The 21371-nt window shown below is 72.4% G+C and carries 22 protein-coding genes and 1 riboswitch; of the genes, 17 read left to right on the top strand and 5 right to left on the bottom strand.

Annotation, left to right across the window (positions count from 1 at the left end; all coding sequences use genetic code 11):
• Window positions 1-4: 4 nt before the first annotated feature.
• On the bottom strand, window positions 5-1015 hold the full coding sequence (locus DPM19_RS11665; protein ID WP_325050217.1) for an SAM-dependent methyltransferase: 1011 nt from the start codon (window positions 1013-1015) through the stop codon (window positions 5-7).
• Window positions 1016-1144: 129 nt separating this feature from the next.
• Between DPM19_RS11665 and DPM19_RS11660 the strand changes: the two genes are divergently transcribed.
• The 12 genes from DPM19_RS11660 (at window position 1145) to lysX (ending at window position 14372) form a co-directional block, all read left to right on the top strand.
• Window positions 1145-2359 (top strand): sensor histidine kinase, encoded by a 1215-nt coding sequence (locus DPM19_RS11660; RefSeq protein ID WP_111866079.1) that lies wholly within the window; start codon window positions 1145-1147, stop codon window positions 2357-2359.
• Window positions 2356-3033 carry a response regulator transcription factor gene (locus tag DPM19_RS11655; RefSeq protein ID WP_111866076.1) on the top strand — a complete coding sequence of 226 codons (678 nt, stop codon included), beginning with the start codon at window positions 2356-2358 and terminating at the stop codon, window positions 3031-3033. The genes DPM19_RS11660 and DPM19_RS11655 overlap by 4 nt, the downstream gene beginning before the upstream one ends.
• 152 nt (window positions 3034-3185) lie before the next feature.
• Window positions 3186-3443, top strand: a complete 258-nt coding sequence (locus tag DPM19_RS11650) for a DUF320 domain-containing protein (protein ID WP_111866074.1) — start codon at window positions 3186-3188, stop codon at window positions 3441-3443.
• Between the two features lie 209 nt (window positions 3444-3652).
• On the top strand, window positions 3653-4411 hold the full coding sequence (locus DPM19_RS11645) for an ABC transporter ATP-binding protein (RefSeq protein ID WP_111866072.1): 759 nt from the start codon (window positions 3653-3655) through the stop codon (window positions 4409-4411).
• Entirely contained in the window at window positions 4411-6927 is a 2517-nt protein-coding gene (locus tag DPM19_RS11640; protein ID WP_111866069.1) for an ABC transporter permease, read from the top strand. The genes DPM19_RS11645 and DPM19_RS11640 overlap by 1 nt, the downstream gene beginning before the upstream one ends.
• A 271-nt stretch (window positions 6928-7198) precedes the next feature.
• Window positions 7199-8107 (top strand): Rossmann-like and DUF2520 domain-containing protein, encoded by a 909-nt coding sequence (locus DPM19_RS11635; RefSeq protein ID WP_111866066.1) that lies wholly within the window; start codon window positions 7199-7201, stop codon window positions 8105-8107.
• Window positions 8108-8133: 26 nt separating this feature from the next.
• Window positions 8134-8997 carry a pantoate--beta-alanine ligase gene (gene panC, locus DPM19_RS11630; protein ID WP_111866064.1) on the top strand — a complete coding sequence of 288 codons (864 nt, stop codon included), beginning with the start codon at window positions 8134-8136 and terminating at the stop codon, window positions 8995-8997.
• Window positions 8997-9410, top strand: coding sequence for an aspartate 1-decarboxylase (gene panD / locus DPM19_RS11625; RefSeq protein WP_111866061.1), 414 nt, complete (start codon window positions 8997-8999; stop codon window positions 9408-9410). Before panC ends, panD begins: the two co-directional genes overlap by 1 nt.
• Before the next feature lie 70 nt (window positions 9411-9480).
• Window positions 9481-11163, top strand: a complete 1683-nt coding sequence (locus DPM19_RS11620) for an L-aspartate oxidase (RefSeq protein WP_111866059.1) — start codon at window positions 9481-9483, stop codon at window positions 11161-11163.
• Window positions 11160-12017: a carboxylating nicotinate-nucleotide diphosphorylase gene (gene nadC / locus DPM19_RS37060; RefSeq protein WP_111866057.1), complete on the top strand. Its 858-nt coding sequence runs from the start codon at window positions 11160-11162 to the stop codon at window positions 12015-12017. The genes DPM19_RS11620 and nadC overlap by 4 nt, the downstream gene beginning before the upstream one ends.
• A gap of 15 nt (window positions 12018-12032) precedes the next feature.
• Window positions 12033-12821, top strand: a complete 789-nt coding sequence (locus tag DPM19_RS11610) for a type III pantothenate kinase (protein WP_111866055.1) — start codon at window positions 12033-12035, stop codon at window positions 12819-12821.
• A 96-nt stretch (window positions 12822-12917) separates the two neighbouring features.
• A complete protein-coding gene (lysX, locus tag DPM19_RS11605) occupies window positions 12918-14372 on the top strand; it encodes a bifunctional lysylphosphatidylglycerol synthetase/lysine--tRNA ligase LysX (RefSeq protein WP_233510060.1) in 1455 nt (484 codons plus the stop codon).
• Here the strand turns inward: lysX and DPM19_RS11600 are convergent.
• From DPM19_RS11600 to DPM19_RS11595, 3 genes are read right to left on the bottom strand one after another with little or no spacing between them, the layout of a single operon-like run.
• Window positions 14359-15138 carry a cytochrome P450 gene (locus tag DPM19_RS11600; protein WP_233510059.1) on the bottom strand — a complete coding sequence of 260 codons (780 nt, stop codon included), beginning with the start codon at window positions 15136-15138 and terminating at the stop codon, window positions 14359-14361. The two genes, lysX and DPM19_RS11600, sit on opposite strands and share 14 nt — an antisense overlap.
• 2 nt (window positions 15139-15140) lie before the next feature.
• Window positions 15141-15548, bottom strand: a complete 408-nt coding sequence (locus tag DPM19_RS36225) for a cytochrome P450 (RefSeq protein WP_233510041.1) — start codon at window positions 15546-15548, stop codon at window positions 15141-15143.
• Between the two features lie 24 nt (window positions 15549-15572).
• Window positions 15573-16580: a LacI family DNA-binding transcriptional regulator gene (locus DPM19_RS11595; protein WP_111866049.1), complete on the bottom strand. Its 1008-nt coding sequence runs from the start codon at window positions 16578-16580 to the stop codon at window positions 15573-15575.
• Window positions 16581-17074: 494 nt separating this feature from the next.
• On the opposite strand from DPM19_RS11595, the gene DPM19_RS11590 reads away from it, so the two are divergent.
• On the top strand, window positions 17075-17347 hold the full coding sequence (locus DPM19_RS11590; RefSeq protein WP_407642510.1) for a helix-turn-helix domain-containing protein: 273 nt from the start codon (window positions 17075-17077) through the stop codon (window positions 17345-17347).
• A 67-nt stretch (window positions 17348-17414) separates the two neighbouring features.
• On the opposite strand, the gene DPM19_RS11585 is transcribed toward DPM19_RS11590, so the two are convergent.
• On the bottom strand, window positions 17415-18395 hold the full coding sequence (locus tag DPM19_RS11585; RefSeq protein ID WP_111866045.1) for a C40 family peptidase: 981 nt from the start codon (window positions 18393-18395) through the stop codon (window positions 17415-17417).
• A 12-nt stretch (window positions 18396-18407) separates the two neighbouring features.
• Window positions 18408-18543: riboswitch (cyclic di-AMP (ydaO/yuaA leader) on the bottom strand.
• A gap of 215 nt (window positions 18544-18758) precedes the next feature.
• On the opposite strand from DPM19_RS11585, the gene DPM19_RS11580 reads away from it, so the two are divergent.
• From DPM19_RS11580 to DPM19_RS11565, 4 genes are all read left to right on the top strand, one after another.
• On the top strand, window positions 18759-19271 hold the full coding sequence (locus DPM19_RS11580; protein WP_111866042.1) for an amino-acid N-acetyltransferase: 513 nt from the start codon (window positions 18759-18761) through the stop codon (window positions 19269-19271).
• A 6-nt stretch (window positions 19272-19277) separates the two neighbouring features.
• On the top strand, window positions 19278-19904 hold the full coding sequence (locus DPM19_RS11575) for an RDD family protein (protein WP_111866039.1): 627 nt from the start codon (window positions 19278-19280) through the stop codon (window positions 19902-19904).
• On the top strand, window positions 19891-20343 hold the full coding sequence (locus tag DPM19_RS11570; RefSeq protein WP_111866037.1) for an RDD family protein: 453 nt from the start codon (window positions 19891-19893) through the stop codon (window positions 20341-20343). Before DPM19_RS11575 ends, DPM19_RS11570 begins: the two co-directional genes overlap by 14 nt.
• 498 nt (window positions 20344-20841) lie before the next feature.
• On the top strand, window positions 20842-21171 hold the full coding sequence (locus DPM19_RS11565; RefSeq protein WP_111866034.1) for a histone-like nucleoid-structuring protein Lsr2: 330 nt from the start codon (window positions 20842-20844) through the stop codon (window positions 21169-21171).
• Window positions 21172-21371 lie beyond the last annotated feature (200 nt).

Here is a 21371-nt window from a genome sequence, read left to right as displayed (position 1 = left end):
CGGGTCACTCCGGCCGGAGGGCCGCCAGGTCCCGCGGCAGCGGGACGTCCACGGCTTGGACCAGCCAGCCGAAGCCGCCGAGGCCGGCGGGGTCGATCAGCTCGGCGTCCTCGCCGGCCGCGCACAGCTCCCGCACGTACGCCCGCGGGTCGCGGTGGGCCAGCTCGATCGGCGGGCGGGCGCCCGACAGGCCCAGCGCCCGGAGCGCGGCGCGCTGGGTGGTGCGCAGCGTCGCGGTGGCGCCGGCCCGGGTGCCGGCCGCGGCGCAGGAGTCCAGCGCCACGTGCGCGGTGATGTCGCACGACCCGTCCGGTACCGGGGGCACCCCGTGGCCGTCCCGGTAACCGGTCAGCGTGCCGTGCGGCGGGCGGGCCGTGCGGTCGTGGCCGTAGTCGACGGCGATCGCCAGCCCGCGGCGTAGCCGGCCGAGGATCCCGGCCCACATCTCGTCGCGGCGGCGCCCCACCTCGGCCCGGTCGCCCGGCTCGCGCAGCGGCCACCACTCGGCCAGCCAGGCGCGGTCGGCGGGATCGGGCCGCCCGCCCGGCCGTTCGGATCCGGCGGCGGGGTCGACGAGGACGGTCCGCGGGCCGTCCGGGGTGAGCTCGACGACGTCGAGCGGCACGTTGTCCAGCCACTCGTTGGCGATGACCAGTCCGGTGATCGCGGCGGGCGGTTCGGTTCGCCACTCGATCGGCTCCGGGACGCCGGGCGGGCGCGGCGCCACCTCGACCGCGACCGGGGCCAGCCGGGCGGCCAGGTGTGGCGGGGCGGCGGCGAGGATGTCGGCGAGTAAACGGCCGCAGCCGGCGCCCATGTCGACCAGGTCCAGCCGGGCGGGGTGGCCGAGCGCGGCGTCGACCTCGGCCAGCAGCGCGGCGAACGCGGCGGCGTACCGCTGCGACGCGTGCACCGAGGTGCGGAAGTGCGCGGCGGGCCGCTCGCCCCGCCGGTAGAAGCCGCCCTTCCCGTACAGCGCCTGGTCCATCGCGTCCCGCCAGGTCAGCCAGCCCAAGGTCCCAACCTTTTCTCCGCCGGTGTGGTGGTGACGCTACCGGCTTTCGCGAGGGGACGACCGGAGGCGTACGGCGGGTCAGCCTCAGGGGCGATCCGCCCGGTTCGGAGGTTCCGTACGCTGCCGGGCATGGTGCGAAGAGCGTGGGAATGGTGGCGGGGCCAGCGGATCCTGGTCGACTTCGCCTTCATGCTGCCGCTGCTGGGCATCTCGCTGCTGATGATCCCGCAGATCACCGGGCCGTCGCCGCTGGGCGAGCCGGCGCCGGGCATGCCGACGCCGCCGAACGAGTGGGCCTGCCTGGCGCTGACGCTGATGCTGTGCCTGCCGCTGGCCCTGCGGCGGCGATGGCCGAGAGGCGTCTTCGCGTTCGTCGCGCTGGTCTCGTTCGTGCAGTGGCTGGTCGGGATCCAGGCGCTCCCCGCCAACCTGGCGGTGCTGGTCGCCATGTACACGATGGCGGCCGAGCTGAGCCTGCGGTGGGCCGTCGCGGCCTGGGCGGTGGTCGAGCTGGGCGCCCTGCTGGAGGTGCTCCGCGAGGTCGACAGCAGGGACTGGGACGCCCACCGGGACATGTTCCTGTCCTGGTCGTTCTTCGTCGCCGCGTGGTGGATCCTCGGGGTCTACATCCGGACCCGGCGGGCGTACTACAGCTCGGTGGAGGAGCGGGCCGAGCGGGCGGAGCGCGAGCGCGACACCCAGGTGCAGATCGCGATGGCGGCCGAGCGGGCCCGGATCGCCCGGGAGCTGCACGACGTCGTCGCGCACAACGTCAGCGTGATGGTGGTGCAGGCCGACGGCGCCTCCTTCGCCATCGAGACGGACGTCGAGCGGGCGCGGCGGGCGCTGGAGACGATCGGGGACACCGGCCGGCACGCCCTGGCGGAGATGCGGCGGCTGCTCGGGGTGCTCCGGGAGGACGACGACGCCGGGTCCTACGCGCCGCAGCCGGGCGTCGAGCAGCTCGCCGACCTGGTGGAGCAGATCCGCTCGGCCGGCCTGCCGCTGGAGTTCGAGGTGGCGGGGGTGCCGCTGGAGCTGTCGGAGGGCCGGCAGCTCACCGTCTTCCGGGTGGTGCAGGAGGCGCTGACCAACACGCTGAAGCACGGCGGTCCCCGGGCCAGCGCCCAGGTGCGGCTGCACTACGGTGATGACGCCCTGGAGGTGCGGGTCACCGACGACGGCCGGGGCGCGGCGGCGCCCGGTGACGGCGCCGGGCACGGCCTGGTCGGGATGCGCGAGCGCGTCGCGGTCTACGGCGGCTCGGTGCGCGCCGGCCCGCGTCCCGGCGGCGGGTACGAGGTCGTGGCGCTGATCCCGGTGCGTGAGGAGACACGGGTGTGACCGACAACATCAGGGTGGTCCTGGTCGACGACCAGGAGCTGGTCCGGGCCGGCTTCAAGATGGTGCTGGACGCGCAGCCCGGGATCGAGGTGGTGGGCGAGGCGGGCGACGGCGCGCGGGCGGTGGAGCTGCTGCGCACCACCCCGGCCGACGTGGTGCTGATGGACGTGCGGATGCCGCGGCTGGACGGCATCGAGGCCACCCGGCGGATCGGCTCGGACGGCCCCAAGGTGATCATCCTGACCACCTTCGACCTGGACGAGTACGCCTTCGCCGCGATCAAGGCCGGGGCGGCCGGCTTCCTGCTCAAGGACGCCGGCCCGGCCCATCTGGTCGAGGCGATCAGGGCGGTGCACTCGGGTGACGCGGTGGTGGCGCCGAGCACCACCCGCCGGCTGCTCGACCGGTTCGCGATGCACCTGCCCGAGGGCGACGCCCCCCGGGAGACCGCGCTGGCCTCGCTCACCGCTCGCGAGGTCGAGGTGCTGCTGCTGGTGGCGCGCGGGCTCTCCAACGGTGAGGTCGCGCAGCGGCTCTACGTCTCGGAGGCCACCGTCAAGACGCACATGGGCCGGATCCTCGCCAAGCTCGATCTCCGTGACCGGGTGCAGGCCGTGGTGTTCGCATATGAGACGGGCATGGTGAAAAGCGGTCAAGCTAGTCACGAAGAGTAACGGCTAGATCACTGAGCGGTGAACGTTTGGGGACGGCCCCGGGATTCTCTTTCCCTTACCTTTGGGTAGCTGACTGACTACAACATGTGACGCCGATTTCATGGATCGGCGGCATCAGATGTGACATCAGTCGGTTCGATGGAGGACCCCCCATGCTCAAGAAGCTCACGCTCACCGGTGCCGTCGCGGCCGCCGCCTACGGCATGACGCTCGGCGGCACCCCGGCCGCCGCGGACATCAACATCCTCAACGGCAGCCTGAACCGTAACCAGGTCGTCGCCCCGGTTTCGGTTCCGGTGAACGTCTGCGGTGTCGCCGTCAACGCCGTCACGGTGGTCGGCCTGTCGGGCGCGCACTGCAAGGGCGGGGCCGGCACGGTCACCCCGTTCAAGGTGAAGCAGTACCACTGATCCACCCCTGTTGAAGCGCCGGAGGCCCGCCTCCGGCGCTTCAGCGTTTCCGGGGACTCCGAGGTACGACTCCGATCTACGACTCAGGTCGTACCGGCCGGCGCGGGGTAGCCCGGAACGCGCACGGAACCGCAGCTTTCAGGCCGATGGCCGGGGCGCCCGTCCTTCCTAGCGTGGGGCACGTCGAAGCGACCCACCGAGGAGCCTCCATGACCAGCCCCCCGACCGCGCCGCTCAGGGCGACGGAAACGGCCGTCCAGGCCAGTGACGTGACCAAGGTGTACGGCTCCGGCGACGCCGCCGTCCACGCCCTGCGCGGCGTGAGTGTCGGCTTCGCCCGCGGGGCGTTCACCGCGATCATGGGCCCCTCCGGGTCCGGGAAGTCCACCCTGATGCACTGCCTGGCCGGGCTCGACACCGTCTCCGGCGGCCGGGTGACGCTCGGCGACACCGAGATCACCGGGCTCGACGACCGGCGGCTGACGCTGCTGCGCCGGGAACGGGTCGGCTTCGTCTTCCAGGCGTTCAACCTGCTGCCCACGCTCACCGCCGAGCAGAACATCCTGCTGCCGCTCAAGCTCGCCGGGCGCGCGCCCGACCCGCGGTGGCGCGACCACGTGATCGAGACCGTCGGGCTGCGCGACCGGCTGGGCCACCGGCCGAGCGAGCTGTCGGGCGGGCAGCAGCAGCGCGTCGCCTGCGCCCGCGCCCTGGTCTCCCGGCCCGAGGTGATCTTCGCCGACGAGCCCACCGGCAACCTCGACTCCCGGTCGGGTGCCGAGGTGCTGGGCTTCCTGCGGTCGTCCGTCCGCGAGCTGGGCCAGACGATCATCATGGTCACGCACGACCCGGTGGCGGCGTCGTACGCGGACCGCGTGGTCTTCCTGCGCGACGGCCTGACTGTCGCCGAGCTCCGCGACCCGACCCCCGAGACCGTGCTCGACCGGCTCAAGCGGCTGGAGGGCTGATGCTCGGGATCACGCTGGCCGGGCTGCGCGCGCACCGGCTGCGGCTGCTGCTCACCACGGTTGCGATCATGCTCGGTGTCGGGTTCATCGCCGGCACGTTCGTCCTCACCGACACCATGCAGGCCGGGATCGACCGGGAGTTCGCCGGGTCCGCCGGCAAGGCGGACCTGGTCGCGCTGTCCCCGGAGTTCGACGGCGAGAGCCAGCTGGCCGCCGGCCACCTCGCCCGGGTCAGGGCGCTGCCCGGGGTCGCCGACGCGCAGGGCCTCGTCCGCGGCGAGGCCGCCCTGATCGGCAAGGACGGCAAGGCGCACGGCGCCATGCCGACGCTCGGCCTGTCGGTGCCCGCCGGCCGCCTGCTGCGCTACGAGTTCCGGCAGGGCCGGGCCCCGGCGGCGCCGAACGAGGCGGTGCTGGACGAGCAGACCGCCGAGAAGACCGGCTTCGAGCCCGGCGCCACGCTGCGGGTGCTGGACCACCGGGGGACCGTCCACACCTTCGCCCTGGTCGGGGTGGCCGACTTCGGTATCGACCAGGGCGTGGCCGTCCAGGGCGCGGTGGGCTTCGACACCGCCACCGCCCTGCGGATGACCGGCGAGCAGAGCTTCCACGAGATCGACATAGCCGCCGCCGAGGGCGCCGCCGGGCTCCACGCCGCCGTGGCGGGCGCGGTCGGCAAGGAGTTCGAGGTGCTGACCGGGGAGGAGCTCGGCGAGCGGCTGGCCAGGAGCGCCGGTGCCGACACCCGGATGATCGGCGTCGGGCTGCTGATGTTCGGCCTGGTGTCGTTGCTGGTGTCCGCCCTGGTCATCTACAACACGTTCACCATCCTGATCGCCCAGCGGATGCGCGAGCTGGCGCTGCTGCGCTGTGTCGGGGCGTCCCGCCGGCAGGTGTTCGGCGGGGTGCTGGTCGAGTCCGCGGTGGTCGGCCTGGTCGGCTCGCTGCTCGGCCTGGCCCTGGGCTACGGGCTGGGCGTCGGCCTGCTGGCCCTCGTCGGCCTGATGGACACCGGCCTGCCCACCGGAGCCGGCGGGATCGCGCTGCACCCGCGCACGGTGGTCCTCGGCCTGGCGGTCGGGGTGGTCGTCACGGTGCTGGCCGCGCTGGTGCCCGCCCGCACCGCCACCCGGGTCGCGCCGGTCGCCGCGCTGCGGTCCGAGTCCGAGCCCGGCACCGGGCGGTTCCGCCTCGGCCGGGTGCGGCTCGCGCTCGCCGTGGTGTTCGGCGCGGCGGGGGTGGCGATCGGCGCGCTCGGCTCGCTGGGCATGGAGAAGGGCGAGTCCGCGATGTTCGTCGTCGCGTTCGGCGGGGTGCCGGCCTTCCTCGCGGTGATCATGATCATGCCGCTGCTCGTCCGGCCGCTCAGCCGGGCGATCGGCGCGGTGTTCGCCCGCCCGGCCGGGATGCCCGGGGAACTGGCCGTCGAGAACGCCCGCCGCGCGCCCCGGCGGACCGCCACCACGACGATCGCGCTGACCGTCGGGGTCGGGCTGATGAGCCTGTTCTCGGTGGTGGCCGGCAGCGTCGAGGCGACCACCGAGCGGCAGCTCGCCGAGCAGTTCCCGGTGGACTACCAGCTGGGCCCCCAGATCGGCACCGACCACCTGATCCCGCGCGCGCTGGCGGCGGAACTGCGCCGCAAGCCCGAACTGGCCTCGGTCACCGAGGTGCGGGAGAAGCCGACCAAGGTGGACGGGACCGACTTCGCCGTGGCCGCGGTGAGCGCCGCGGCGCTCGGCCGCCAGATCCGGCCGGAGGTCGAGCAGGGCTCGCTGGCCGCGCTGACCGGCGACACCGTGGCGGTCCACCAGACCATGGCCGGGCACGCGGGCAAGCGGCTCGGCGACGAGGTCAAGGTGCGGACCGCCCGCGGGGTGGTCCAGCTCGAGATCGTCGCGATCCTCGCCGGGGACCTCCCGCTGCCGCCGTACCTGGTGTCGGAGGCGGACTTCGACCGGCACTTCGGCCCGCTCGACGACAGCTCGGTCTACGTCGTGATCAAGGACGGCGTGCCGGAGCCGGCGGCGCGGGCGGTGGTCGACGCCGCGGCGCGCCCCTACCCGACGGTCAAGGTCTACTCCACCGTCGAGTTCCAGGAGGAGCTCGGCGGCGCCGTGAACACGCTGATGCTGGTCTTCGGCGGGCTGCTCGGGCTGGCGATCGTGATCGCGCTGTTCGGCATCGCCAACACCATGACCCTGTCGGTGGTGGAGCGGACCCGGGAGTCGGCGCTGCTGCGGGCGCTCGGTCTCACCCGCCGCCAGCTGCGCCGGATGCTCACGGTGGAGGCGCTGATCATGGGCGTGATCGGGGCGCTGACAGGGGTGGTGCTGGGGGTCGTGTTCGGCTGGGCGTCCACCAACGCGATCTCCAAGAACTTCGTCTTCGCGCCGCCGTACCTGTGGATCGCCGGCTTCGTGGTGCTGGCCGGGCTGGCCGGGATGCTCGCCGGAGTGCTGCCCGCCCGGCGGGCGTCCCGGGCGTCGATCGTGGAGTCGCTCGCCCACGAGTAGGCGCGGGTGGCGGGAACCTGGCTGTCGGCCGGAGGGAGCTACAGGTCGCTCGCCCACGAGTAGGCGCGGGTGACGGGAACCTGGCTGTCGGCCGGAGGGAGCTACAGGTCGCTCGCCCACGAGTAGGGCGGGGACGGCGGAAGGGCCTGGCCGGCGGCCGGGAGGGATGGACGAGTGGGGCGGGAGCGGCCCGGGTGACACCCGGGCCGCTTCGCGCGGGTACGCTGTGCAGCGCAACGTCCGGTACCCCTGACGAGGACTGGAACGAAGTATGAAAGCACACGGCGTGCCGTCGCCCGACGTGCCCGCGGACCGCCCCGGCCGGCTGGCCGTCGGCGTGGTCGGCGCGGGGCGCGTCGGCACCGCGCTCGGCGCCGCCCTCACCCTCGCCGGGCACCGAGTGGTCGCTGCCGCGGCGGTCTCGCAGCCCTCCCGCGACCGGGCCGCCGAGCGGCTGCCCGGCGCCGCGCTGCTGCCGCTCCCCGAGGTGGTCGAGGCGGCCGACCTGGTCCTGCTCACCGTGCCCGACGACGTCCTGCCGGACCTGGTCGCCGGGCTCGCCGCCACCGGGGTGCCGGTGGAGGGCCGGCTGTTCGCGCACACCGGCGGCCGGTACGGCATCGGCGTGCTCGATCCGGTCACCCGGGCGGGCGGGTTGCCGTTGGCCCTGCACCCGGTGATGACCTTCACCGGACGTCCCGACGACGTCGACCGGCTGGCCGGGATCTCGTTCGGGGTGACCTCCCCCGAGCCGCTGCGGCCGGTGGCCGAGGCGCTGGTGGTGGAGATGGGCGGCGAGCCCGTCTGGATCCCCGAGGAGCGCCGCCCGCTCTACCACGCGGCCCTGGCGGGCGGGGCCAACCACCTGGTCACCCTGGTGGCCGAGTCGATGGACCTGCTGCGGATCGCCGGGGTGGAGAACCCGGCGGGGCTGCTCGGCCCGCTGCTCGGCGCGGCCCTGGACAACGCGCTGCGGCTGGAGATGAACGGGCTGACCGGCCCGGTCGCCCGGGGTGACGCGGGCACCGTGGCCGACCACGTCACCGAACTGGGCCGGGTGTCGCCGGAGAGCCGCCGGGCCTACATCGCGCTGGCCCGGCTGACCGCCGACCGGGCGCTGGCCGCCGGGCTGCTCAAGCCCGAGGACGCCGAGCGCCTCCTCGAAGTCCTCGCCGACTGAGAAACCCCCGCAGTGGAGGATCGCCCATGACCACCATCGCCCGCACGCGCGCCGAACTGGCCGCGCGGACCGACCCGTTGCCCGGCACGGTCGCCCTGGTGCCGACCATGGGCGCCCTGCACGAGGGGCACCGCGCGCTGATCCGGCACGCCCGCGAGATCGCCGCACATGTCGTGGTGAGCATCTTCGTCAACCCGCTGCAGTTCGGGGCGGGGGAGGACCTCGACCGCTACCCCCGCACCCTCGACGCCGACCTGGAGGTCTGCGCGGCCGAGCGGGTGGACGCCGTTTTCGCGCCCGCGGTGGGCGAGATGTACCCGGTGTCCAACGAGATCACGGTCGGCGCCGGGCGGATGGGTGCGATCGCGGAGGGCGCCAGCCGGCCCGGGCACTTCGACGGGATGCTCACCGTGGTCATGAAGCTGTTCCAGATCGTGACGCCGGACGTCGCCGTCTTCGGCGAGAAGGACGCCCAGCAACTGGCGCTGATCCGGCGCATGGTGAGCGACCTGAACCTGCGCGTCGAGGTGATCGGTTTCCCGACCGTGCGGGAGCCCGACGGCCTGGCCCTGTCCAGCCGTAACCGCTACCTCTCCGCCGCGGAGCGGGGGACCGCGCTCGCCCTGTCGCGGGCGCTGCGGGCCGGCGCCGGGCGGGCCGGCGCGGGCTCGGCGGCGGTGCTGGCGGCGGCGCGCACGGTGCTCGACGAGGCGATGAAGGCCGAACCGCCGCTCGACCCCGACTACCTCGTCCTGGTCGACCCGGCCACCTTCGAGGAGGTGGCCGGGGAGTACGCCGGACCGGCCGTGCTCGCCGTGGCGGGCCGGGTCGGCGCCACCCGACTGATCGACAACCAGCCCCTCGTCCTCACCGTCCCCCAGGAGGTCTGATGTTCCGGAACATGTTCAAGTCGAAGATCCACCGGGCCACCGTGACGCAGGCCGACCTGCACTACGTGGGTTCGGTGACCATCGACCAGGATCTGCTGGACGCCGCCGACATCCTGCCCGGAGAGCAGGTGCACATCGTCGACATCGACAACGGCGCCCGGCTGGAGACGTACACGATCGCCGGGCCGCGCGGCACCGGGGTGATCGGGATCAACGGCGCGGCGGCCCGGCTGGTCTCGCCCGGCGACCTGGTGATCATCATCAGCTATGCCGCGATGAGCGACGCCGAGGCGCGCGCCTTCCGGCCGAAGGTGGTGCACGTCGACCGGTCCAACTCGATCATCTCGCTCGGGGACGACCCGGCCGAGCCGGTGCCCGGCACGGTCGGCGCCCGGGGTGACCTGGTCCACTAGGCACCCCGGGAATCGTGGCCGGACCTCCGCCAGTTATGGTCATAATGACGAGAACTGAGGAGGGTCGTCCATGATCTCCCACCCCTGCCTGGATCGTGCCGAAACCCTGGTCCCGCCCCCCACCCGGTCACCGGACCCGTCCCTCGCCCGGCGCCTCGCCGCTCCGCCCCCCGGATGGACTGTCGACACCGACGTGGTGGTGATCGGCTCCGGCATCGCCGGGCTGGTCACGGCGCTGGGCGCGCGGGCGCACGGCCGGGTGCTGCTCGTCACCAAGGCGCTGCTGGACGAGGGCTCCACCCGCTGGGCGCAGGGCGGGATCGCCGCCGCCCTGGCCGCCGACGACAGCCCCGAGGAGCACCTGCGCGACACCCTCGTCGCCGGGGCCGGCCGGTGCGACGAGGAGGCCGTGCGCGTCCTGGTCACCGAGGGGCCCGCCGCCGTCCGCCGGCTGATCGCGCTCGGCGCCGAGTTCGACCGGACGGCCGACGGCGCGATCGCGCTGACCCGGGAGGGCGGCCACCACCGCCGCCGGATCGCGCACGCCGGCGGCGACGCCACCGGCGCCGAGATCAGCCGGGCGCTCCTGGCCGGGCTCAAGGAGAGCGAGATCGAGGTGATCGAGCACGCCCTGGTGCTCGACCTGCTCACCGACGCGGCCGGCCGGGCCGCCGGCGTCACCCTGCACGTGATGGGCGAGGGGCGCCGCGACGGGGTGGGCGCCGTGCGCGCCCGCGCGGTGGTGCTCGCCACCGGCGGCCTCGGCCAGGTCTTCTCCGCCACCACCAACCCGGGCGTCTCCACCGGCGACGGCGTCGCGCTCGCGCTGCGGGCCGGCGCCGAGGTCGCCGACCTGGAGTTCGTCCAGTTCCACCCCACCGTGCTCTGGCTGGGCGAGGGCGCCAGCGGCCAGCAGCCGCTGATCTCCGAGGCGGTGCGCGGCGAGGGCGCGCACCTGATCGACGCGACCGGCCGGCGGTTCATGGTCGGCCGGCACGAGCTCGCCGAACTCGCCCCGCGCGACGTGGTCGCCAAGGCGATCATGAACCGGATGCGCGAGACCGGCGCCGCCCACATGTACCTGGACGGCCGGCACCTGGGCGCCCGCGGCTGGGAGAACCGCTTCCCCACCATCCTGGCGAGCTGCCGGCACCACGGCGTGGACCCGGTCACCGAGCCGATCCCGGTGGTGCCCGCCGCGCACTACGCCAGCGGCGGCGTCCGGACCGACCTGTCCGGCCGGACCTCGGTGCCCGGCCTGTACGCCTGCGGCGAGGTCGCCTGCACCGGAGTACACGGCGCCAACCGGCTGGCCTCCAACTCGCTGCTGGAGGGCCTGGTCTTCGCCGAGCGCATCGCCGCCGCCCTGGCCGACCCGGTCGCGCCCGGCGAGCCGGTCGCGACCGCCGCGCCGGCCGGGCTGCTCGACCCCTCGGTCCGCGCGCAGGTGCAGCAGATCATGACCGAGCACGCGAGCGTGCTGCGCGGCGCGGACGGGCTGGCCGAGGCGGCCCGGCGGCTGGCCGGGCTCGGCGGGCACCGGTCCGCCGAGCCGTGCGTGGCCGCGTGGGAGGCCACCAACCTGCACACCGCGGCCACGGCGATCGTGGCGGCCGCCCGGCGCCGCGAGGAGACCCGTGGCAGCCACTGGCGCGAGGACTTCCCCGACCGCGACGACGCCCGCTGGCAGGGCCGGCTGACCGGCCGGCTCGGCGCCGCCGGGATCACCACCCAGTACGAGGAGACGCGATGACCCCCGAGCTCGCCCGGCGACTGACCGAGGCCGGCCTCGACCCGCGGGCCGTGGCGGCCCTGGTCGAAACCGCCCTGGCCGAGGACGGGGCGGTCGACGTCACCAGCGAGCCGGTCTTCGGCCCGGACGAGACCGCCGCCGCCGACTTCACCGCCCGCGCTGATGGGGTGGTGGCCGGGCTGCCGGTCGCCGAGGCCGTCTGCGCGGCGCTCGGCGTCGCGACCACCCCCCGCGCCGCCGACGGAGACCGGGTCACCGCCGGGCAGGTGCTGCTGAGCGCGACCGGGCCGACCCGGGCGCTGCTGCGCGCCGAGCGCACCGCGCTGAACTTCCTGACCCACCTGTCGGGCATCGCCACCCTGACCCGGCGCTGGACGGACGCGATCGAGGGCACCGGGGCGCGCGTCCGCGACACCCGCAAGACCCTGCCGGGGCTGCGCGCGCTGGAGAAGTACGCCGTCCGGCAGGGCGGCGGCGTCAACCACCGGATGGGTTTGCACGACGCCGCGCTGGTCAAGGACAACCACATCGCGGCGGCCGGATCGGTCACCCGGGCCTACGCCCGGATCCGGGCGACCTACCCCGCGCTGCACGTCCAGGTGGAGTGCGACACCCTCGACCAGGTCGCCGAGGCGCTGTCCGCCGGGGCCGGGTCGATCCTGCTCGACAACATGAGCCCCGCCACGATGGCCGAGGCGGTGCGGCTGGTGGCGGGCCGGGCCGAGCTGGAGGCCAGCGGTGGGCTCACCTTGGCCGGGGCCCGAGACGCCGCCGTGACCGGTGTGGACTACCTTGCGGTTGGCGGGCTCACCCATTCGGCGCCCGCCTTTGACATCGGCCTTGACTTCACCTGATAGAGCGGGGACCTGATGCTGCTCACGATCGACGTCGGCAACACCCATACCGTGCTGGGCCTCTTCGAGGGCGAGGAGGTGATTGAGCACTGGCGCATCAACACCGACGCCCGGCGCACCGCCGACGAGATCGCGGTGGTCCTCCAGGGGCTGGTGCAGCAGAGCCCGCTGCTGGCCGACACCGACATCGCCGGGATCGCGCTGTGCTCCACGGTGCCGTCCGTGCTGCACGAGATGCGGGAGATGTGCCGGCGCTACTACGGCGACGTCCCCGCGGTGATCGTGGAGCCGGGGGTGAAGACCGGGGTGCCGGTCCGGATGGACAACCCCAAGGAGGTCGGCTCCGACCGCATCGTCAACGCGCTCGCCGCCATCCACCTGTACGGCGGGCCGGCGATCGTGGTGGACTTCGGTACCGCCACCACCTTCGACGCGGTCTCCGCCCGGGGCGAGTACGTCGGCGGGGCGATCGCCCCCGGCATCGAGATCTCGGTGGACGCGCTGTCCTCGCGCGGCGCGCAACTGCACAAGATCGAGCTGGTCCGTCCCCGCAGCGTGATCGCCAAGAACACCGTTGAGGCGCTGCAGTCGGGCATCATCTTCGGCTTCGCCGGCCAGGTGGACGGCATCGTCGAGCGCATGTCGCGGGAACTGGCCCCGGACGCCGCGGACGTCACCGTCGTCGCGACCGGTGGGCTGGCCCCCCTGGTGCTGGACGAGGCGAGCAGCATCGACGTCTTCGAGCCGTGGCTCACCCTGATCGGCCTGCGCATCATCTACGAGCGCAACATCGGCGGCTCCTGACCGGGGCAAGTCGTTCGCGGCGGGCCGGAGACGGTCGGTAGCCTGGCGGGCGTGAGTGACCAGCAGCAGACGGCCTACGACGACCTTCCGGAGCAGATGCGGGTGCGCCGGGAGAAGCTCGACCGGCTCCGCGAGAGCGGCGTCGATCCCTACCCGGTGACCTTCCCCCGCACCGCGACGATCGCCGAGGTGCGCGGGAAATACCCCGACCTGGAGCCGGGCACCGAGACGGGCGAGCGGGTGGGCGTCGCCGGCCGGGTGATGTTGGTCCGCAACACCGGCAAGCTGTGCTTCGCCACGATCCGCGACGGCTCCGGCGACGTCCAGGTCATGCTGTCGCTGGCCAAGGTGGGCCAGGAGGCGCTGGACGCCTGGAAGCGCGACGTCGACCTTGGCGACCACATCGGCGTGGAGGGCGAGATCATCACCTCCCGCCGGGGCGAGCTGTCGATCATGGCAGACCGGTACGCGATCACGTCCAAGTGCCTGCGCCCGCTGCCGGAGAAGCACGCCGGGCTGACCGACCCCGAGCAGCGGGTCCGGCTGCGCTACGTCGACCTGATCGTCAACGACGAGGCCCGGCGGATGGCCCGGCTGCGCAGCGACACCGTGCGCGCGGTCCGCGACTTCTGGCACGAGGAGGGCTACCTCGAGGTCGAGACGCCCATGCTCCAGCCGATCCACGGCGGCGCCGCCGCGCGCCCGTTCAAGACGCACATCAACGCGTACGGCATGGACCTGTACCTGCGGATCGCGATCGAGCTCTACCTCAAGCGGCTGGTCGTCGGCGGCATCGACAAGGTCTTCGAGATCAACCGCAACTTCCGCAACGAGGGCGCCGACGCCACCCACAACCCCGAGTTCACCATGCTCGAGGCGTACGGCACCTACCTCGACTACAACGACATGGCCGACCTCACCCAGCGGATGTACCAGCGCGCGGTCGTCGCCGCGCTGGGCACCACCGTGGTGGTCAACGACGGCCGCGAGGTCGACCTGGGGCTGGCCGAGTGGCCCCGGATCACGCTGTACGGGGCGGTGTCGGAGGCACTGGGCGAGGAGGTCACCCCGCACACCCCGCTGGAGCGGGTGCGCAAGCACGCCGACTCCCGCGAGCTGCACTGGGACCCCAAGTGGGGCCAGGGCCGGCTGGTCCAGGAGATCTTCGAGGAGCTGGTCGAGCACACCCTGATCCAGCCCACGTTCGTCATGGACTACCCGCTGGAGACCTCCCCGCTGACCCGGCAGCACCGCACCGAGCCGCTGCTGACCGAGAAGTGGGACCTGATCGGGTTCGGCACCGAGCTGGGCACCGCCTACTCCGAGCTGGTCGACCCGATCGAGCAGCGCCGCCGGCTGACCGAGCAGTCGCTGCTGGCCGCGGGCGGCGACCCCGAGGCGATGCAGCTCGACGAGGACTTCCTGCGCGCGCTGGAGTACGCCATGCCGCCCACCGGCGGGATGGGCGCCGGCATCGACCGGATGATCATGGCCTTCACCGGCCGGAACATCCGCGAGACGATCCTGTTCCCGCTGGTCAAGCCAGAGTGACCGGTAGCGCGGCCAGCCCGCGCAGGATCAGGTTGTCGCGGTAGGCCAGCTCCGACCAGGCCGGCGTGACCTCGCGCTCCATCAGCCGTGACAGCGCGATCCGGCCCTCCAGCCGGGCCAGCGGCGCGCCCAGGCAGAAGTGGATGCCGTGCCCGAACGCCAGGTGCCCGGGTGCCGGGCGGTCGCCGGTGTACCGGGTCAGGTCGAGCCGGTCGGGGTCGGCGAAGAACGCCGGGTCGCGGTTGGCCGCGCCGATCAGCATCAGGACCGGCTGGCCGCGCTGGACCAGCGTCCCCGCCAGCGGGACGTCCTCCAGCGCCGACCGCATGGTGAGCTGGACCGGCGGGTCGTACCGCAGCAGTTCCTCGACCGCGGCCGCGGCGTGCTCGGGGTGCGACCGGAACCACTTCAGCTCGGCCGGGTGGCGGAGCAACGCCAGGGTGCCGCCCGCGATCAGGTTGACGGTCGTCTCGTGCCCGGCGATCAGCAGCAGGATGCAGGTGGCCACCAGCTCCTCCTCCGACAGCGCGTCGCCGTCGGCGGACACCGCGACCAGCGCGCTGAGCAGGTCGTCGGCGGGCTCGGCCCGGCGGCGCTCGATCAGCTCGCGGAAGTAGCCGGCGAACTCCACCCGGGCGGCGTCCCGGGCGGCGATCTCCCGGTCGGGCAGCAGGAACTCCGGGTCCAGGCTGCGGGCGAGCGCCGCCGACCAGGCCCCGAACCGCGCGTAGTCCTCCGGCGGGACGCCCAGCAGCTCACTGATCATGATCACCGGTAGCGGTAGGCCAGCGTTTCGAGCAGGTCCACCTCGCCGCGGACATCGGCGAGCAGCTCGTCGACGACGGCCTCCACCCGGGGCCGGAGCCGCTCGACCATCCGCGCGGTGAACGCCTTGCCCACCAGCCGGCGCAGCCGGGTGTGGTCGGGCGGGTCCAGGGTCAGGAACGACCGCCGCCGGGGCACCTGGGCGATCCCCTCGGGGTGGTGCCCGAACCGGGCGTCGCGCAGCACGTGCCCGCACAGCTCGTAGGAGGTCGTCACCCAGAGCCCGCCGGGCGTGCGGCGCAGCGCCTCGGCCGCGTCGAGCCGCCGGTAGTGCGCGTAGGGGTCGGCCAGGAATCCAGGATCGGCGGGGTCGAAACCGAGGATCGAGGGGACGTCGACGGTGGCCTTCACGGGGCCTCCTCCGGGGGCGGGAATTCAGGTCGAGTCGCGCACGACGAGCTCCGGTGCGAGCACGACATGCCGATGAACATGATCGGACGCCGTGCCGCTCTCGGCCAGTGCCAGTTCCGCCGCGATCTGTCCGAGTTCGTTGCGGGGCTGGCGCACGGTGGTGAGCGGCACGGCCGCGGTGGCGGCCAGTTCGATGTCGTCGTAGCCGATCACCGCGATGTCCTCCGGCACCCGGACCCCCTGCCGGAGCAACTCGTTGACCACCCCGATGGCCAGCAGGTCGTTGGCGCAGAAGACACCGGTCGGCGGCCGGGGCAGGGCGAGCAACCGCCGGGCCGCCTCCTGCCCGAGGGTGGGGGTCATGTCGCCCTGCGGCAGGGTGAGCAGCGGCTCGTGACCGTCCCGGGCCAGTTCCCGGACCGCGCCGGCCTGCCGCTGCCGGCAGGGCGGGGAGTTGGGCGCGCCGGTGACGAAGGCCAGCCGGGTACGCCCCCGGTCGATCAGGTGCCGGGCGGCGAGCGCGCCGCCCGCGCCGTGGTCGGCCCGGGCCGTGCAGCCGTCGGCGCGGGGAAGCTCGCGGTCGAGCGTCACCACGCCCATCCCGTGGGCGCGCGCCCGGGCGACGCTCTCCGCCCCCTGGCCCACAGGCATGATCAGCACCGCCGCGGCGCCGTGCTCGTGGAGGAAGTCCAGGCAGCGCAGTTCCTTGTCGCGGGAGCCCTCGCTGGTGCACCAGAGCGCGTCGATCCCGTGCGCGCTGAGCACGGCCTCGGTGCCGCGGGCGACGTCAGTGAAATAGGGGTTGGCGACGTCCCGGATGAGCACTCCGACGACGCCGCCGCCGGGGGCGGGCGGGCCCTGCCGCAGCCGGCGGGCCGACTCGTTACGGACGAAACCGAGCTCGGCTATGGCGGCCTGGACCCGGACACGGGTGGCTTCGGCCACGAGATCTGGCCGGTTTAGGACATTCGAAACGGTCCCAACTGAGACTCCCGCATGCCTTGCGACCTCGCGGATGCTGCTCTGTGGCACTTGACTCCTCGCCGTGACCGACGTGGTTTTCGCAGGTAAACACGGTCAGTGAACAAAGCCCGACAATGCCTGGTAGCCGAATGCCATAACGCGTGCACTTGCCGTCATCTTTGTGCGCTTGACGGTAAGGATCAGGCCGCCTAGCGTTCCGAGCCGAAGCGTAGCTTGAAACGATTCACGATCAAGGTCGGGGTTCAGGCGTGCAGAGACGGGTGGAAGAGGCTGCTGCCATGGCCCGTCCCGGCTGCGCCCGGACCGGCCGGAACCCGTCGTACGCCCACGGCGACGACCGGGGGGAGCCCTCCCCTCTGGAGACCGTGCCCGCTACTTCCGGGACCGGCGCTCGGTTCGGTGACCCAACGAGTGAATCGTTAACCGGAGTTCCCCCGCCGCGGCCTGAAATTGCATCATCGGCCGACTCCGGCCAACCGTCGTCCATCGGATCGGCCGGCTCCGGACCCCGCATCACTGCGCGAACCGATGCAGGCCCGACCATGCCTGCGCTGTCGTCACCACAGATGAGGGAGGACGGAGTGGAACAGGCCACACTCGCACGTAGTCGTGGCGCTGAAGAACCAGGCTTGAGTGAGGAGGACCTCCGACTGCTCGCCGAGATCGCGAGTGGTGTCACCGCCGACGTCGCCGCGCGCAAGCTGGAGCTCAGCGCCCGGACCCTGCGGCGCCGGCTCCGGTCCATCTGCGACCGCCTCGAGGTGAACACACCGATCGAGGCGGTGGTCTGGGCGGCCCGCAGGCAGCTCATCTGAAGCGTGCTCCGGGACGGGGCGCGGCCGAGCATCGGTCCGCTCCGCTCGGGGAGCGTCTCGGCGGAGATCAGGCCACCCGGACGGCGCCGGCGTAGGGGCGTCCCGCAATCGGGGCGATCTTGACCACGTCACCGGTCTGCGGGGCGTGGAGCATCTTGCCGTTGCCGATGTACAGGCCCACGTGGTGCAGGTCGTTGTAGAAGAACACCAGGTCACCGGGCTGGAGCTGGCTGCGGGAGATGTGCGTGCCCGCGTTCCACTGGCTGCCGGTGTAGTGCGGCAGGTTGACGCCGACCTGCCGGTACGCCCACATGACCAGCCCCGAGCAGTCGAACGAGTTGGGACCCTCGGCGCCCCACACGTACGGCCGGCCCAGCTTGCCCATCGCCAGGCGCAGCGCCTGGGCGGCCTTGCCGCCGCCCAGCACGGGCAGGGTGGCCAGGGCCGAGGGGTCGCGCTTGACGATCCGGCCGCGCAGCTTCTCGTAGAGCTCGGCGACCTTCTTGCGCTTGGCGTCGAGGTCGGTGCGCAGCTTCTCGACCTCGTCGGCACGCTCGTCGGCGGCCTTGCGGGCGCGCTGCGCGGCCTGCATCGCCTGCACCAGGCCCAGCACCTTGGTGCCGTTCTGGGTGGCGAAGTAGTTCAGGGTGGCGGCCTGGTCGAGCAGCGCCTGGGGGTCGTTCGCGGTGGCGAGGGCGACCGTCGGGTCGATGCCGCTGCTCATGTAGCGGCTGGCGGCCATGCCGCTCACCTGGTCCTGCACGCCCTGGAGCGCCCGCTGCTGGCGGTCGGCGTTGCCGGCGGCGACCCGGGCCGCCCGCTGCGCCTGCTGGAGCCGGACCCGGAGCCCGTTGTACTGCTCGGTCAGCTGCTCCATCTGGTCGGCGAGCTTCTCGGCCTGGGTGCGGAGGTCCTTGAGCGGCGGCTCCGGCTCCGCCCGGCCGACGCCGCCCGGCAGGACGACGGCGATCGTCACGAAGGCGGCGGTGAAGGCGCTGATCCGTCGGGCCGGCCGGCGCCGGGGGGGCGACACCCGTTTGGACCGCATGGGCTGCACTCGGACTCCTCTCCTCGGCCGCCTACCGGGTTAGCTGACGGGTTCGGGCCAGGAGTAGCCCTACCGCGGCGCGGGGGACGCGGATTCACCCCGGGAAGTGTGGGTCCCCGGTTCGCAAGGACACGGGCGTGTCTGTGGACTCGGCGGTTCGACGGCCACGAGCATGGCGTCGATATCAGCGAGGGACACTAACGGAGTCAGCGCCGGATGCCAACCAGAACGGCGAAACTTGCAGGTCGCAACGGTGTGGTGACTCTCTGGCGGTCGATTCGTCATCCGTTCGTGATGGGGAAGGTTCCGGGATTCGCCCTACTGCCGGGGTGGGGAATCGGGGGCCGCTAGTGTGACTCCGTTGTGGAGATCCTGATCAGGCGTGCCCGGACCGGTGACGTCCCGGAGATCCGGCGGCTCGTCGATCTGTACGCCGGAGCGGGCCGCCGTTTGCTCGAAAAGACGACGGTTACCCTCTATGAGGACATCCAGGAGTTCTGGGTGGCCGAGGATCTCCAGTACGACCGGATAGCCGGCTGCGGCGCCTTGCATGTGATGTGGGAGGACCTGGCCGAAGTCCGGTCGGTCGCGGTCGATCCCGACTGCGCCGGCCGCGGGATCGGTCACCGTATCGTGGCCCGGCTACTGGAAACCGCGCGGGAACTGGGTGTCCGCAGGGTTTTCTGCCTCACCTTCGAGGTGGAGTTCTTCGGCCGCCACGGCTTCCGCCAGATCCTGGGAACTCCGGTGTCGCCGGAGGTGTATGAGGAGCTGCTGCGTTCCTATGACGAAGGAGTCGCCGAGTTCCTCGATCTGGATCGGGTGAAGCCGAATACCTTGGGGAACACCCGGATGCTGCTCCGCCTGGAGGACTGAGCCACCATGAGCGAACCCCCCTACGACCCGCGGACCCGCGAGGCGTCCTACTCCGAATACGCGGGTCCTTCCTACGGCAGTCCCGAAGAACTGCCGCTGGCCCCGTTGCTGCGGCGCGCGGGGGCGCGGGCGATGGACACCATTTTGGTCGCGGTCTTCGGATTCGCGCTGGTGCTGCCGATCGCGTTCGGCGCCATGGGACTGGACGCCCCCGGCAGCAAGACCAGTACCGAGGGCGGCGTCTGGAACTGGCCCATCATCATCACCCTGTTCATCGTGCTGTCGGTGCTGCCGTTCATCTACGAGGCGGTGCAGCTGGCGATGTGGGGGCAGACGCTGGGCAAGCGGGTGCTCCACCTGCGCGTGGTCCAGGTCAACCCGCCGGGTGACCCGCTGCCGCAGGTCCAGGCCGTCTGGCGGGCCGGGGTGAACAACGTCGGCTACCAGATCGGGTTCTTCTTCTTCCTGGTCGTGACGGTGTTCGTCTGGGACTACGCGGCCTACGGGATCCTGCTGGTGAGCGTCGGCATGGTGATGGCCTACGTGTGGGCCGTCTGGGACCGGCCGCTGAACCAGGCCATGCACGACCGGTTCGCCCGAACGGTCGTCATCGACGACCGTGCCGCCTACTGAGGCCGCCGAGCCCGGGCCCCGGCTGGTGGCCCGGCTGATCGACACGTTGGTGGTCGGCCTGCCCGTGGTGGCCGTCGTGCAGGGCGCCGGCCTTTCGGCCGAACTCGTGCTGCCCCTGGCGCTGCCGGGGCTCCTGCTGGTCTATGAGGCCGTCCAGCTCGCGTTGTGGGGGCGGACGCTGGGCAAGCGCCTGACCGGGCTCGCGGTGGTCCCCCAGCCGGACGCCGGGCGGTCCCGGCTCGATCCGGCACGGGCGGCACTGCGCGCCGCGACGTACGCGCTGCCGCTGGCGGCCCAGCCCGTTCCGGTGCTCGACGTTCTCGCGGGGCTGTTCTGGGTCGGTAACGCCGCCTTCGCCCTTGAGGAACCGCGGCGGCAGGCGTTGCACGACAGGCTCGCCGGTACTCGGGTGATCGCGGTGACGGCGTCTTCCGGATAGCGCGAGGGCCATTTTTCCCTTATGCCAAGGGGGTTGTGGCGTTCAGCACCCGTTCAGTTCAGTGAGAGTTGCACTGGGATCCGGGAGATGCGGTGGATCCCAGTGGGAACTACCCACCCCGAGGGGGACTGGGTGGGTAAGTCCTGATACATCGGCTTAATCGGGCCAGACCGCCCACGAGCCCGGCGGTTTAGGCCATCTGAGCCACGTATTTCCTGCCCCGGCGCCAGGGTGAAAGCCCCTCCGTCGCCCTGGTGGCTATCTCCACCCCCTGCTGGCCGACGGACAATTCCATACAGGTGACCACCCTCCCGGCGGTGTGCCAAGAAGGATGGCTCCCGCCAGTAAGCCGGGCGTGGCCGATTGGGCAGCCCGATTACGATGGGTTACCGCAGGGGGAGGGAAAGTAGATCCTGAGTGTTGAATTGTCATGAGCAAGCGAAGCGGTATATCTTTGTGAACCGAATACAGTTTGCTCCGGCGGAAAGGTCTGTCCCCATGGCACAGAAGGTTCAGGTGCTTCTCGTCGACGACCTCGACGGTGGCGAGGCGGCCGAGACCGTAGCGTTCTCGCTCGATGGCGCCACCTATGAGATCGATCTCAGCGATGCCAACGCGAAGAAGCTGCGGGAATCGCTGCAGCCGTTCGTGGAGCACGCGCGCAAGGCAGGAGCCGCTCGGGGGCGTCGTCGTCCTCGGGGCGCGTCCAGCCGTGAGCGCAGCGCCGAGATCCGGGCGTGGGCGAAGGCACGGGGTAAGAAGGTCAATGAGCGCGGCCGCATTCCGGCCTCGATCGTCGAAGAGTTCGAGGCTTCCGGGGGCCGCTGATTGCGCGCCGTCCGCGCGGCCCGTCACCCGTCGAGGGGGTGACGGGCCGTTCGCTTCTGGCGTAGCGCGCATTCGAGGGCGCTCGGACGTGGTGGGCTCGGGTACGGCAAGCTGCGAAAAGGCCCCGTTCGCTTGGGGCGTAGCGGGAACATGCCACCCCAAGGCGGTAGTTGGATGAGGATGAACAGCGCATAGCTGGG

It is taken from the genome of Actinomadura craniellae, from assembly GCF_003289645.1.
Classification (GTDB): domain Bacteria; phylum Actinomycetota; class Actinomycetes; order Streptosporangiales; family Streptosporangiaceae; genus Actinomadura_D; species Actinomadura_D craniellae.
Note: the sequence above shows the minus strand (reverse complement) of the source record. Positions and strands in the feature narration are given on the sequence as shown.

Bases quoted from the DNA above. Each gene is read 5' to 3' on its own strand.
- DPM19_RS11660 (WP_111866079.1), top strand. From the start codon at position 1,145: ATGGTGCGAAGAGCGTGGGAATGGTGGCGGGGCCAGCGGATCCTGGTC.
- DPM19_RS11650 (WP_111866074.1), top strand. From the start codon at position 3,186: ATGCTCAAGAAGCTCACGCTCACCGGTGCCGTCGCGGCCGCCGCCTAC.
- DPM19_RS11645 (WP_111866072.1), top strand. From the start codon at position 3,653: ATGACCAGCCCCCCGACCGCGCCGCTCAGGGCGACGGAAACGGCCGTC.
- DPM19_RS11640 (WP_111866069.1), top strand. From the start codon at position 4,411: ATGCTCGGGATCACGCTGGCCGGGCTGCGCGCGCACCGGCTGCGGCTG.
- DPM19_RS11635 (WP_111866066.1), top strand. From the start codon at position 7,199: ATGAAAGCACACGGCGTGCCGTCGCCCGACGTGCCCGCGGACCGCCCC.
- panC (WP_111866064.1), top strand. From the start codon at position 8,134: ATGACCACCATCGCCCGCACGCGCGCCGAACTGGCCGCGCGGACCGAC.
- panD (WP_111866061.1), top strand. From the start codon at position 8,997: ATGTTCCGGAACATGTTCAAGTCGAAGATCCACCGGGCCACCGTGACG.
- DPM19_RS11620 (WP_111866059.1), top strand. From the start codon at position 9,481: ATGATCTCCCACCCCTGCCTGGATCGTGCCGAAACCCTGGTCCCGCCC.
- nadC (WP_111866057.1), top strand. From the start codon at position 11,160: ATGACCCCCGAGCTCGCCCGGCGACTGACCGAGGCCGGCCTCGACCCG.
- DPM19_RS11610 (WP_111866055.1), top strand. From the start codon at position 12,033: ATGCTGCTCACGATCGACGTCGGCAACACCCATACCGTGCTGGGCCTC.
- lysX (WP_233510060.1), top strand. From the start codon at position 12,918: ATGCGGGTGCGCCGGGAGAAGCTCGACCGGCTCCGCGAGAGCGGCGTC.
- DPM19_RS11600 (WP_233510059.1), bottom strand. From the start codon at position 15,138: ATGATCAGTGAGCTGCTGGGCGTCCCGCCGGAGGACTACGCGCGGTTC.
- DPM19_RS11590 (WP_407642510.1), top strand. From the start codon at position 17,075: ATGCCTGCGCTGTCGTCACCACAGATGAGGGAGGACGGAGTGGAACAG.
- DPM19_RS11585 (WP_111866045.1), bottom strand. From the start codon at position 18,395: ATGCGGTCCAAACGGGTGTCGCCCCCCCGGCGCCGGCCGGCCCGACGG.
- DPM19_RS11575 (WP_111866039.1), top strand. From the start codon at position 19,278: ATGAGCGAACCCCCCTACGACCCGCGGACCCGCGAGGCGTCCTACTCC.
- DPM19_RS11565 (WP_111866034.1), top strand. From the start codon at position 20,842: ATGGCACAGAAGGTTCAGGTGCTTCTCGTCGACGACCTCGACGGTGGC.